The organism is Acinetobacter sp. YH12098 (assembly GCF_013419235.1).
Taxonomy (GTDB): domain Bacteria; phylum Pseudomonadota; class Gammaproteobacteria; order Pseudomonadales; family Moraxellaceae; genus Acinetobacter; species Acinetobacter amyesii.
In genome coordinates this window covers 43,886-57,012 of record NZ_VPAO01000001.1, presented here as the reverse complement: position 1 = coordinate 57,012, position 13,127 = coordinate 43,886, and the positions used below count along the sequence as shown (strand labels likewise).

Below are 13,127 nucleotides of genomic sequence, written 5' to 3'. Positions count from 1 at the left end.
TATATAGTAAGCACTTTATAATAGCGCATTATATTTTTTGAAATGGGTCACCACATGACTGAACTATTACGACATATCGATGCCATTGCACGTGAAAAAAATCGTGATGTGTTATTTGTGCATTTTGAAGAATATGATCATCAACATCCTGAGAAAAATACGGTACGTAATGACGTTATGCACTGGTTTGACCTGCAAAATCTCGAGTATTTCCCTTGTATGGGGCTAGAAGGTGAGTCTTTGATCGATAGCTATACAGGTGATTTATACCTTGACGTACCTTTTGATGAAAGCAGCCCTGCATATAAAACTCTCAGTGAATATCTTGAAGATGAACAAGGGAACATGAAAATTCAGGGGGTATTGTTCTTTTCTTTATCCTTGGAAATTGCCTTAGAAATCGAAGCGGATCTGATGGAAGCCAGTGCTGTAGATTCTGAATATGCTGAAAATGAGTTTGGTGACCAATTTGGCGAAGGCTTTATTGAAGATGCTGAGTCAGATCAAAAGGATGAATCCAATGAAAGCAACACGAAAAACGACAAATTTGATGATGGTCAAATCGGTACGATTCAATAAGTAAATATCGATTATCAGTCCGAATAAAAAAGCCACGTGAATTCACGTGGCTTTTTGTTTAGTAGCGTGAAAGGATTAGTACAGTTCACCTGATTTACGACGTGCAATAAAATCTTTCGATTCTTTGGCAATAACACCAGAAAGTAACAACAGCGCAATTAAGTTTGGTACAGCCATCAAACCGTTAAAGGTATCGGCAAATAACCACACAAGATCAAGAGTCGCCACACAGCCTACAAAGACTGAAGCGATGTAAATCAAACGGTAAATCAAGACAAACTTTTCACCAAGTAAGTAAGTACAGCATTTTTCACCATAGTAACTCCAACCTAAAATGGTTGAGTATGCAAAGAAAATAATCCCGAAGGTGACGATCAAGCCGCCAAAACCCGGTAATAATTTATCAAATACGCTGATAGTTAAAACTGCACCAGTTTGGTCGCCAAAACTGTTGCCTGCCATAATAAAGCCCATGACCAAAACAATCCCGGTGATAGAACACACGATAATCGTATCGATAAATGTACCTGTCATTGAAACTAAACCTTGACGTGCAGGGTGATCCGTTTTCGCAGCAGCCGCGGCAATAGGTGCAGAACCCATACCTGCTTCGTTAGAGAAAACACCACGGGCAACACCATAACGAATAGCCGCACCAATCGCACCACCTGCCGCAGCTTCGCCAGTAAATGCATAGGTAAAGATTAATTTGAGAGAAGGAATGACCAATTCAAGATTATTTAAAATGATGATTAGTCCACCCAATACATAACCGACAGCCATAATAGGTACGATATAAGAGGATGCTTTAGAGATGGATTTAATTCCGCCGAGAATTACTAAAGCAGACAGAATAGTAATAACAATACCTGTAATCCACGTTTCAAGTCCGAGACTATTTTCAACAGCGAGGGCAACCGTATTGGACTGTACTGAACTGCCAATGCCGAAAGAGGCTAAAGTACCAAAGAGGGCAAAAATGACAGCGAGCCATTTCCACTTCAGTCCACGTTCAATGTAGTACATTGGACCGCCGCTCATTTCGCCATTTTCATTTTTTACGCGATATTTGACTGCGAGTACGCCTTCACCATATTTGGTTGCCATACCAAAGAGGGCTGTCATCCACATCCAAAACACTGCGCCCGGACCACCGAGCACACAAGCGGTGGCTACACCGGCAATATTACCTGTACCAATGGTGGCTGAAAGTGCGGTCATAAGTGAGGCAAAATGTGAAATATCGCCTTCATGTGATTTGGCATGTTCATGCCTTCCAAACACTTGTTTAAATGCTAAAGGCAACATGCGGAATTGCCAGAATAGTAAACGGAAGGTGAGGAATACACCTGTTCCAACAATGAGGACCAACATGTATGGGCCCCAGACCCATCCACTGAGTGTTTCCATGATATTTTGAATTTCTTGCATAGTATCTTCTTCTTATCGGCCCTGAGTGAGTGAATGCTACATTTTTGATATCTGTAGCAATTGATATGCCATTGTTAGAAACTTCCATGATTTTTGGCATAAATTTTTTATCGTTGGGAAAATATTTTTTGCATAGAATTGAAGTTTTTACAAGTAAATTGTTGTTTTGTTTGTCGCTTTGAATTTGGGATAGAGGTTAAGATTTTTATATATAAGAAAAATAAATTAACTTTGTCACTTAATCCGAAAATATAGATGATGAGAAATAATTTTGTATTTTCTGAAATTTTTACGTTAATTTGTCGCAATTGGAACGCGAAGTTGAATTAAATAATGTCAAATGAAATTCATGGATCGCACGCTGATAGCGGCGATTTGAAACGAAGCTTGTCCAACCGACACCTGCAATTGATTGCGATTGGTGGTGCGATTGGTACAGGTTTATTTATGGGGTCAGGAAAGACCATCAGTTTAGCTGGTCCGTCCATCCTTATTATCTATATGATTATTGGTTTTATGGTTTTCCTCGTCATGCGTGCATTAGGCGAGTTATTACTATCAAATCTTGAATATAAATCTTTTATCGATTTTGCAACCGACTTAATCGGCCCGTGGGCAGGCTATTTTGTGGGTTGGACCTATTGGCTGTGCTGGATCACTATAGGGATTGCTGATTTATCGGCCATCATTTATTACCTGCAATTCTTTAATGGAGGTAACCCGTTCTCGCCCGAAGAAGGGGTGATGATCAGTGTTGCCGCCATTGTTTTTATCATGGGTTTAAACCTTGTTACGGTTAAACTTTTTGGTGAATTAGAGTTTTGGTTTGCACTGATTAAGATTATTGCAATCGTGGTGCTCATTGGTGTCGGTCTTTGGATGATCTTTACCGGTTTTACCTCATCGACAGGTGAAATCGCATCATTCACACATTTATGGTCACATGGTGGTCTATTCCCAACAGGAGTAACTGGCTTCTTGGCAGGTTTCCAAATCGCCATTTTTGCCTTTGTCGGCGTAGAACTCGTGGGTACTACGGCAGCAGAAACCAAAGATCCAGAACACAACTTGCCTAAAGCTGTGAACTCGATTCCGATTCGTATCATTATTTTCTATGTGCTGGCACTTGTGATTGTGATGTCCGTTACGCCATGGAATGCCATTGACCCAAGCATTTCACCATTCGTGAACTTGTTTAGCCAAGCCGGTATTGCTGCTGCTGCGATTATTATGAACTTGGTTGTGTTGTCATCAGTTATGTCATCGATGAATAGTGGTGTGTTCTCGACTTCACGTATGTTGTTTGGTTTATCTCGTGAAGAGCAAGGTCCAAAAGCGTTTGGCCGTCTAAACTCACGTGCAGTTCCGGCAAATGCGTTGTATTTCTCGGCAGTTTGTTTACTGTTGGGTGCGGCATTACAGTATTTCGTACCGAACACGGTTGAAGCCTTCACTTTAGCAACTACACTGTCGACGATTTTATTTATCTGCGTATGGCTCATGATTATCTGGAGTTATATCGTTTACTATAAAACTCGTCCTGAGTTGCATGCGAAATCAACCTTTAAACTACCGGGTGGTTTATATACCTGTTGGCTCGTGATTATCTTCTTCATCGGCATGATTTATGTCTTGTCGCTAGAAGCAGATACCATGAAAGCGCTCATGGTGAGCCCGATTTGGTTCATCATATTGATTATTGGCTATTTCGGTTTTTATAAGAAAAAGCACCATTAATTTACATTTTTAATCTGATGTAAAAACATAAAAAGCTGCTCCTGAGGGGGCAGCTTTTTTATTTGGATATGGACTTATTTTAAGTTAAAACAGACTGTTTATTAGCGTTTCGATTTGTATTAAACAGCATTCAAATTGATATGCTATTTCAGTGAAATCAATAGCCTGATCGAGCTAGAAATAAAGACAAATAAGGATTGAAAACAGCACCATCAAATTTTGCTTAAATTTAGTGCAGAATGGCAAAAAGCTCACTTGGAATTACAGGGCTTTTCTTTTATCCGCGGGTTGATCACGTTATACTCGGAAAAATCTTTTCATTAGGTACGTTTATGTATCGTTTTATGAATTATAAAATTATTGTATTAGCAAGTGCTGTGCTGCTGACCGCTTGTGGTCAGTCTGGTGCATTGCATTTACCTTCAGATGCAAATGCAGATAAGCGCGCAAAATATCTGATTTATCCAGATACGCCTGCACAGCAAAAGCAGGAAAAACAAGCGGCTCCTGTTGCAACTGAATCGGAATCTTCAAATTCTAACCCTACACCTTAATGCTTTTATAGAAAGGATACTTTCATGAGTTTCACCCGTACGAATGGGGTATTGCATGCAGAGCAATGTTCTTTACAACAGCTTGCACAGCAATATGGCACACCGCTTTATGTTTATTCAAAAGCTACTTTTGAAAAGCATTATTCAGATATGGATCGTGCATTTAGCTTTATCGACCATCAAATTTGTTTTGCGGTAAAGTCAAACTCTAATCTTGCGGTGTTAAACGTACTTGCCAAGCAGGGCGCTGGTTTTGATATCGTGACGGGTGGAGAACTCGCACGTGTGTTAAAAGCCGGTGGTGAAGCTTCTAAAATTGTATTCTCAGGTTTGGGTAAAACTGAAGCCGATATCCAAAAAGCATTGGACGTGGGTATTGCATGTTTTAACGTTGAATCACATGCAGAGTTGGATCGAATCCAAAAAGTTGCTGCTGCAATGGGTAAGAAAGCACCGATTTCATTGCGTGTAAATCCAGATGTGGATGCTAAAACCCATCCTTATATCTCTACGGGTTTAAAAGAAAATAAATTCGGTATTCCTTCAGACAGCGTTTTTGAAACTTATGCGTATGCGGCATCATTGCCAAATCTTGAGATTATCGGGATTGATTGTCATATCGGCTCACAGTTGACTGAAACTCAGCCTTTTGTTGATGCACTTGATCGTGTCATTGTAATGATCAATCAACTGAAAGAGATGGGTATTCATCTAAAACACATCGATATTGGTGGTGGTTTAGGCGTGACTTACAAAGACGAAGTTCCGCCAACTGTTGAAGAATATGCTCAGGCAATGCGTCCGGCTTTAGAAAAATTAGGCCTTAAGGTATATATGGAGCCGGGGCGTAGTATTTCTGCAAATGCAGGTGTGTTGTTAACCAAAGTTGATTTACTCAAACCGACCAATCATCGTAATTTTGCCATTATTGATGCTGCTATGAACGACTTAATCCGTCCCGCTTTATATGAAGCATGGATGGATATTCAGGAAGTAACGCCTCGTACTGATACAGAAAAGAAAGACTGGGATGTTGTTGGTGCGATTTGTGAAACCGGAGATTTCCTCGGAAAGCAACGTCATTTGGCGATTCAAGAAAATGATGTGCTTGCAGTATTGGGTGCGGGTGCTTATGGTTTTGTCATGAGCTCAAACTACAACAGCCGCGGACGTGCTGCTGAAGTGATGGTTGATGGTGATCAGTCTCATTTGATTCGTGAGCGTGAAACCATCGAATCCTTATGGGAACGTGAACGTTTATTGCCTTAAGGAGAAATTCGAGATGTTATTAGAATTTACCAAAATGCATGGCCTTGGCAATGACTTTATGGTGGTCGATCTAATTAGCCAACGGGCTTATTTAGATACAGTGACGATTCAGCGTTTGGCTGACCGTCATTTTGGTATTGGTTTTGATCAGCTTTTGATTGTAGAGCCACCTGATTTGCCTAATGTCGATTTTAAATATCGTATTTTTAATGCAGATGGTTCGGAAGTTGAACAATGCGGTAATGGCGTACGTTGTTTTGCGCGCTTTGTGCATGAACGTAAGTTGACCAGCAAAACCAAAATCAAAGTACAAACCAAGTCAGGTATCGTAGAGCCTGAATTAGGTGCGAATGGTTGGGTGCGCGTCAACATGGGTTATCCACGCTTTTTGCCGCATGAAATTCCATTTATTGCGGAAGAGCCTGAAAACTTATACGACATTGCATTGGCGAATAATGAACAACTCACCATTGATGTGGTGAGTATGGGTAATCCGCATGCAGTGACGATCGTTCCTGATGTTATTACCGCAGACGTTGCTAAAATTGGTCCACAAGTCGAATCGCATGAGCGTTTTCCACAGCGTGTAAATGCAGGTTTTATGCAAATTGTGGACGAGAAACATGCACGCTTACGTGTATTTGAACGTGGTGTCGGTGAAACTATGGCCTGTGGTACAGGTGCTTGTGCAGCGGCAGTATCAGGTATGCGTCGTGGTTTATTAGCTAATTCGGTCGAAATAGAGTTGGCAGGTGGTAAGCTGCAAATTGAGTGGCAAGAAGGTGGTGTGGTTTGGATGACTGGACCAACTGCAACAGTTTACGAAGGACGCTTAGATTTAAGTTACTTCCAAGGTTAAAATCAAAGCCCTGATTCATTCAGGGCTTTTTTCATAAAATAAAAAGTGAATAAAAAATTATAATTCAATTGGATTGGAATCAACATGGAACAAATAAACGAAGAAATAAAAGAAGAAATCTTAGAACAACTTTTTCATAAAGCCTTACATGAACCCGCGTATCGACCCGAATTTTTAGCTCAGTTATTGGCAGCCAATGTGTATTGTGTGGGAACAACAGGGGGACGTGATTCACGTATTGCCGAAGATTTGATCTTGGATGAAGGCGACCGTATTCAATTGAAATCATGGGAAGATGAAACATATGATTGCGTCATTCCATTTTTTACGTCCTTGGAAAAAATGCGTTTAGCAATATCTGAAGAGGAGTCGTATATCCGGCTACCAACCAAGGCATTATTTGAAATGACTTTAGGAGCAAGGCTTGTATTGAATCCACAATCACCTGATGCGACGAAGGACTTTGTACCAGAAGAAATTCAACATTTGCTGAACGGGCAGTATATTCAGCCCTCAGAAAACTATGAAGTTACGGAAGATACGGAAGTTTTAATTGGTCAGCCGGCGGAATATCCGCAGTTTATGATTGATCAATTAAGCATTTTTTTCGGCACAGAGCGTGTGGTAAAAGCTGCTTATTTAGCGCAAATGCTGAATCAAGCTCGAGATGATTCACCGACTTTGTTGATCGGATTAGATTTAGAAGCAGGATTATCTGAACAACAAATTCAAGAATTGCACAGTAAAATTGGTCGTATCACACAGGATAGTTTAAAAGAGCAATGCCCAGTGGATCTGATCCATGTCAATCCGCACAGTGTGGATGGTGTAGAAGGGTATTTGCTTAATGAAACGCAAGCTTTTTACCAACGTGTTGATGGTAAGCCTAAGGGGTTCTTTGCTAGACTCTTTTCATAAAATAGATATGTAAAATCGCTTTAGTGAACGTACTGCAACGCTAAAGCACATGTTGAAATGGGAGAAGACAGATGACGATGGATCAGAGTCAACTACTGACTATGTGGTTGAAGGAACGTGAAATTCAAAATCAGTCTAAACATACCTTGCAAGCGTATGAGCGCGATGTCAGTGATTTTCTCCAATTTTGTACAATACGCAACTTGCCACTGCATGATGTCGAAAAGTCAGATCTGCGTGAATTTGTTGCTCATAAAGTGGAACAGTTTCAGCTCAGTCCAAGTAGTTTGCAGCGCATGTTATCTTCGATACGCCAATTTATGAAATGGGCAGAACAAGGAAATTATCTCAATTTTAATCCTGCAGATGATTTTCAGCTCAAACGCCAATCACGTCCTTTACCTGGATTGGTCGATATTGAAACCATTAAACAAATCATGGAACAGCCTGAGCCGGAAAGTGAAACTCAACGGCAGCTTTGGATACGTGATAAAGCGATTTTGGAGCTGCTCTATTCAAGTGGTTTACGTTTGGCTGAAGTGCAGGGCTTAACCATTCGAGATATTGATTTTAATCGCCAACTGTTACGTATTACGGGTAAAGGGAATAAAACGCGCATTGTACCTTTTGGTTCTAAAGCCAAAGAGGCTGTGATGCATTGGTTGCAATTATATCCTGCATGGCATGGTGATTTTGTCCCAGAAGCCCAAGTTTTTATCACTCAAAAAGGTAATCCACTGGGGGTAAGACAAATAGAAAATCGAGTTAAATTTCAAGCTCGACGTGCAGGTGTAAATGTCGATTTACATCCGCATTTATTACGACATTGCTTCGCTAGCCATATGTTGTCCAATAGCGGTGACTTGCGTGCTGTACAAGAAATGTTGGGTCATAGTAATTTAACCACTACACAAATTTATACCCATGTGGATTTTGATCGATTGGCACAAGTGTATGATCAGGCCCATCCAAGGGCACAGCATAAAGATTCGTAACAATTGCAAAAACGACTTTGGTACTCAGTGGTCTAAATTTTGCTTAAATTCACAGGCTAGATTTCACATTTTGCATCCTAAAGTGGTCTACTTCATGAAAATTAAATAAGGATGTGAAAAAATATTGGTAAAATTGACCGACATTTTGAACTATTGTCGCATTATAAAAATTCAAATTATCGGGTATAAAAATTGTCCATTATTGAATTGACGTAAGTGCCGAAGTGAAATTCGCCATTTACTAAATTGCTGTACCGTTAAAAATATATAGGCCATACCATGATTTCAGATATTCAAGAAAAATATGACCAGTTAAATGGTCAGCAAAAAGAAATTTTTGCAGGATACGGCTTACGCCAGATCAAACACTTTGTTGAAATCAGTTTGCCTGAAGTAGAAGCTGTATTGCCTGAAGGTGCGCAGCTACAAGGGATTAATGCCGATGGTAAAGTTCAGGCGTTTAATGCGGCGACGGGCCAATACTTTATTTGGATTTCGGATAAACAATGGCAGCTTACCAATAAAGCAACTGCTAAATTTGACAGTAAAGAAGATGCCCTCACCATTTGGCGTATTTTTGATTTGGCACAATATGAACTTATTGACCTAAGCCACATCCATCGTGACTTTTTGGAAAATCAGCCAGCCTAAACTATCCGGAAAATATACAACTCATGGGCTATCTTCATTGGATTTGGATGTTTAGCCCTTATATTACTTACAGCATGACATCTTGATTTGCTTTTGTGCAGCGCGTTAGAGTATTGATCTTCTTTGCATAGCTTAGTTGCCTAAACAAAAATTTCTAAATGCCAATCCGTTTCGCTGCTTAGTAATCAATTCGCTCAGTTTTGATAGCGAGAGCCTGTAAATCCAATCAGTCGTATTCTTGTTTAAGAAATTAAGCTCAAAGGCTCCTTAGATTGTGTTCGTTCATTTGCCGCAAATCATTATTTTTCTTTGCTTAAAATATAATGAAATACCGCATAGCTAGGTTTTTGCATTCGAGGCTGTGAATAACTGCGTTACTACGTTGTCATTCTTGTAGTATCAGCCTCGTCGTTTCTAATGCTTGAGTTGCTCGTTGGCAGATCAATTGTTTGGTTACAAATATTCTAACGGTAACTGGAAGCTTTGTTTGATGATTTGGCTAGGTAAATCAGTCTTTACACTAGTGATGCCATTTTTCTTGGTTAAGTGAGTAGACTGAAATTTACGGTAACTTTCTAGGTCAGGAACTACAACTTTGAGCATTGCATCGCACTCACCCAAAATAATGTAGCACTCCATGACTTGAGGAAGTTCTTTCATCGCTTCGATAAAAGTATCGATGGTTTCAGCATCTTGCCCAGTCAACCAAATACGAGAGAATAAAATCAATTGAAAGCCAATCTTTTGTGGATCGACCACGGTGGTGTAATTCTGAATCACACCTGCTTCTTCGAGTAATTTGACCCGACGTAAACAAGAAGAAGGCGAGAGTCCAATTTCCTTGGCTAAGTCATTATTTTGCATGCGGCCATTATTTTGAAGTGCGCGAATGATATTTTTATCAATACGATCTAGTTTAACTAGAATTGACTTAGAAGATGTCTTCATAAAATAGAATATAATTCTAAAAATAATATCTATTATAGAATATTTGATATCCTATTTTAAAGCGATTCAAACATACTAATTTCACTTTCAGGACATAGAAAGGGAAAATTGAAATGTCTGTATTTGCTTTGTTTGCCTTAACGGTAATTCCCCTTATTTTCACACCAGGACCCGATATGCTTTTTATCCTGTCACAAGTGATGGGTAAGGATGCAAAAGCAGGCATGATGGCAACAGTGGGGGTATGCTCAGGTTACTTGGTTCACTCGATTTTGGTGGCATTGGGTATTGCTGCGATTATCGTGTCATTTCCACTACTCTTTGAAATAATCCGCTGGTTGGGGATTGCTTATCTTTTATATTTGGCAACGCATTTGCTACGTTCAGTATTTAGCAGTAAAAAATTAAGTATTGAGAAAAAGTCAGCGTCCAACCCGATTAAAAAAGGCTTTTTTACGGCTTTACTGAACCCGAAAGGAATGTTGATATATTTTGCAATTTTGCCGCAATTTATCGATAAATCAGCGAGTACCGTGAGTCAAGGTTTGATTTTGTCCTTCATTTTTATTGGGCTAATTTTTGTAGTGTATTGTAGTTTGAGTGTGGTCTTTGCACGTATTACACAAAAAACTGAAATTGATGAACGCAAACAAAAGTGGATCGATGGTACATCAGGCGGTTTATTGGCTCTTGCTGCGACGTGGTTAATTGCCAATTAAAAACAGCAAATGTAAATAGAAATAAATGCCTTAACTAAAACCTTCGTGAAAGCGAAGGTTTTTTATATGTGCTGACTTTTGACAGATATTAAGAATGATAAATGGAGAAAAACACGCCAATTAGCTTCAGAAAAGTGAAATCAGCACTAAATTCATTATGCTTCTATCTTAAATGACAAGTTTAGATATGTTGCCGAATGTGTAGAGGGAAAGCTCTATTTCAGAAAGATTGATCGAAAATTGATATTAAATCAGATCTTTTGATGAGCTAAATCAAGTAAAAAAATAATAAAAATCAATGCTTAAAAAATAACTGAATAATGCGTTTTTTTGGATAACTGAACCATTCTTTAAAAAATGTGAACGATAAGTTCAAGGAAATTACGCTTTTTTACAGGTCTTTCGATAATTGTGACTTGACCGAAATGCCGTACACATTGCAAGATAGGGCACCTAAAAAATTTAAAGTGAAGAGTTAATATAACTTTTCTCAACATTTACATTTGCTAAAACAGCCGAGGATTACATGAAGGCTCTTGTTGCTGTAAAACGTGTGGTTGATGCCAACGTTAAAGTTCGCGTTAAGCCGGACAACAGTGGTGTTGACTTAACGAACGTTAAAATGTCAATTAACCCATTCTGTGAAATCGCAGTGGAAGAAGCGGTTCGTTTAAAAGAAAAAGGAACTGTTTCAGAAATCGTTGTTGTTTCTATTGGTCCTAAAGAAGCTCAAGAACAAATCCGTTCTTCTATGGCGCTTGGTGCAGACCGCGGTATCCTTGTTGAGGCTGACGACAGCCAGTTAGGTGCACTTGAAGTTGCAAAAATCCTAAAAGGTGTTGTAGACGCTGAACAACCTCAATTGATCCTTCTTGGTAAACAAGCAATTGATGACGACTCTAACCAAGTTGGTCAGATGCTTGGTGCGCTTTTAGGTGCTGGCCAAGGTACTTTCGCTTCAGAAGTTAAAGTTGAAGGCGATAAAGTACAAGTGACTCGTGAAATCGACGGTGGTTTACAAACTGTTGAACTTGCACTTCCTGCAATCATCACAACTGACTTACGTTTGAATGAGCCACGTTATGCTGCTCTTCCAAACATCATGAAAGCGCGTAAAAAACCGCTTGATACTAAGTCACCTGCTGATTATGGCGTTTCACCTGCGACTAAGCTTAAAACTGTTAAAGTTGAAGCTCCTGCAGAACGTAAAGCGGGCATACAAGTGAAGTCTGTAGACGAGCTTGTAGATAAATTGAAAAACGAAGCGAAAGTGATCTAATACAGAAGGATAAAAATCATGAGTATTTTAGTTATCGCTGAGCACGACAACAAAGCACTAAATGGTGCAACTCTTAATGTTGTTGCTGCAGCGCAAAAAATCGGTGGTGATATCACTGTATTAGTAGCTGGTTCAGGCGCTCAAGCAGTTGCAGACCAAGCAGCTAAAGTTGCGGGTGTAAGCAAAGTATTACTTGCTGACGACGCTGCTTATGCTAATCAATTGGCTGAAAACGTTGCTAAATTAGTTGCTTCTATCGGTGCGGGTTACACTCACATCCTTGCTGCTTCTACGACAACGGGCAAAAACGTACTTCCACGTGCTGCTGCGCTACTTGACGTAAGCATGATCACTGACATCATTGCTGTTGAAGGTCCTAAAACTTTCAAACGTCCAATCTATGCAGGCAACGCGATTGCAACTGTAGAGTCTGGCGAGTCTGTTGTAGTTGCGACTGTTCGTGGTACTGCATTTGATGCTGTTGCAAGCGAAGGCGGCTCTGCTGCAGTTGAAGCTGTTGCATCTACTGGTGATGCTGGTATTTCTAATTTCGTTTCTGAAGAAATCGTGAAATCTGAACGTCCAGAATTAACAGCTGCGCGTATTGTTGTTTCAGGCGGTCGTGGTGTTGGTTCAGGTGAAAACTATCACACTGTACTTGACCCATTAGCGGACAAGCTTGGTGCTGCTCAAGGTGCATCTCGTGCAGCAGTTGATGCTGGTTTCGTACCAAACGATATGCAAGTTGGTCAAACAGGTAAAATCGTTGCTCCTGACTTGTACATCGCGGTGGGTATCTCAGGTGCGATTCAGCACTTGGCAGGTATGAAAGAATCTAAAGTGATCGTTGCGATCAACAAAGATGAAGAAGCGCCAATTAACTCAGTAGCTGACTACTGGTTAGTAGGTGACTTGAACACTGTAGTTCCAGAATTAGTATCTAAAATCTAATTACTGAACACAGTTCAAGGCGCTCCTAAGCTGATGGCTTAGGAGCGTTTTTTTATTGCGGAATGAATAGTCTGGTAGATCTTCTTGATCATGCTTAATCGATTAACCATACGTGAATGTACATAAATATGCATTGCACTTTTATTTTTCATATTTATGAGATTGGTGGATTCTTAATTTCGTACTTCAATATTCTTACGATATGATTTCTTATTGTCAGTATTAGACACTACTGTA

Annotated in this window: 12 protein-coding genes and 1 pseudogene; 11 read left to right on the top strand and 2 right to left on the bottom strand. The window is 39.8% G+C overall.

What is annotated here, in order from left to right:
- Positions 1–54: 54 nt before the first annotated feature.
- A pseudogene (locus tag FTU38_RS00265) lies at positions 55–411 on the top strand (hypothetical protein); the annotation flags it as partial.
- Positions 412–654: 243 nt separating this feature from the next.
- Here the strand turns inward: FTU38_RS00265 and FTU38_RS00260 are convergent.
- Positions 655–2,010, bottom strand: coding sequence for a sodium:alanine symporter family protein (locus tag FTU38_RS00260; RefSeq protein ID WP_180003348.1), 1,356 nt, complete (start codon positions 2,008–2,010; stop codon positions 655–657).
- 333 nt (positions 2,011–2,343) lie between these two features.
- Between FTU38_RS00260 and FTU38_RS00255 the strand changes: the two genes are divergently transcribed.
- The 7 genes from FTU38_RS00255 (at position 2,344) to FTU38_RS00225 (ending at position 8,993) form a co-directional block, all read left to right on the top strand.
- Complete coding sequence (locus tag FTU38_RS00255) at positions 2,344–3,747, top strand: amino acid permease (protein WP_078192075.1); 1,404 nt, start codon at positions 2,344–2,346, stop codon at positions 3,745–3,747.
- Between the two features lie 344 nt (positions 3,748–4,091).
- Positions 4,092–4,301: a lipoprotein gene (locus tag FTU38_RS00250; RefSeq protein WP_372491094.1), complete on the top strand. Its 210-nt coding sequence runs from the start codon at positions 4,092–4,094 to the stop codon at positions 4,299–4,301.
- 24 nt (positions 4,302–4,325) lie between these two features.
- Complete coding sequence (gene lysA, locus FTU38_RS00245) at positions 4,326–5,570, top strand: diaminopimelate decarboxylase (protein WP_180003346.1); 1,245 nt, start codon at positions 4,326–4,328, stop codon at positions 5,568–5,570.
- A 13-nt stretch (positions 5,571–5,583) separates the two neighbouring features.
- Positions 5,584–6,429 (top strand): diaminopimelate epimerase, encoded by an 846-nt coding sequence (dapF, locus tag FTU38_RS00240; RefSeq protein ID WP_111883917.1) that lies wholly within the window; start codon positions 5,584–5,586, stop codon positions 6,427–6,429.
- Positions 6,430–6,513: 84 nt separating this feature from the next.
- Positions 6,514–7,347 carry an enhanced serine sensitivity protein SseB C-terminal domain-containing protein gene (locus FTU38_RS00235; RefSeq protein WP_168378269.1) on the top strand — a complete coding sequence of 278 codons (834 nt, stop codon included), beginning with the start codon at positions 6,514–6,516 and terminating at the stop codon, positions 7,345–7,347.
- A 71-nt stretch (positions 7,348–7,418) separates the two neighbouring features.
- Entirely contained in the window at positions 7,419–8,342 is a 924-nt protein-coding gene (locus tag FTU38_RS00230; RefSeq protein WP_180003344.1) for a tyrosine recombinase XerC, read from the top strand.
- A 279-nt stretch (positions 8,343–8,621) separates the two neighbouring features.
- Positions 8,622–8,993, top strand: a complete 372-nt coding sequence (locus FTU38_RS00225; RefSeq protein WP_218949190.1) for a hypothetical protein — start codon at positions 8,622–8,624, stop codon at positions 8,991–8,993.
- A 453-nt stretch (positions 8,994–9,446) separates the two neighbouring features.
- Here FTU38_RS00225 and FTU38_RS00220 read toward each other — a convergent pair whose 3' ends face one another.
- Positions 9,447–9,941 (bottom strand): Lrp/AsnC family transcriptional regulator, encoded by a 495-nt coding sequence (locus tag FTU38_RS00220; RefSeq protein WP_180110356.1) that lies wholly within the window; start codon positions 9,939–9,941, stop codon positions 9,447–9,449.
- A 113-nt stretch (positions 9,942–10,054) separates the two neighbouring features.
- On the opposite strand from FTU38_RS00220, the gene FTU38_RS00215 reads away from it, so the two are divergent.
- From FTU38_RS00215 to FTU38_RS00205, 3 genes are all read left to right on the top strand, one after another.
- Positions 10,055–10,660, top strand: coding sequence for a LysE family translocator (locus tag FTU38_RS00215; RefSeq protein WP_180003342.1), 606 nt, complete (start codon positions 10,055–10,057; stop codon positions 10,658–10,660).
- A gap of 526 nt (positions 10,661–11,186) precedes the next feature.
- Complete coding sequence (locus FTU38_RS00210) at positions 11,187–11,939, top strand: electron transfer flavoprotein subunit beta/FixA family protein (RefSeq protein WP_180003340.1); 753 nt, start codon at positions 11,187–11,189, stop codon at positions 11,937–11,939.
- Between the two features lie 18 nt (positions 11,940–11,957).
- Entirely contained in the window at positions 11,958–12,890 is a 933-nt protein-coding gene (locus FTU38_RS00205; protein WP_180003338.1) for an FAD-binding protein, read from the top strand.
- The last annotated feature ends 237 nt before the right edge of the window (positions 12,891–13,127 follow it).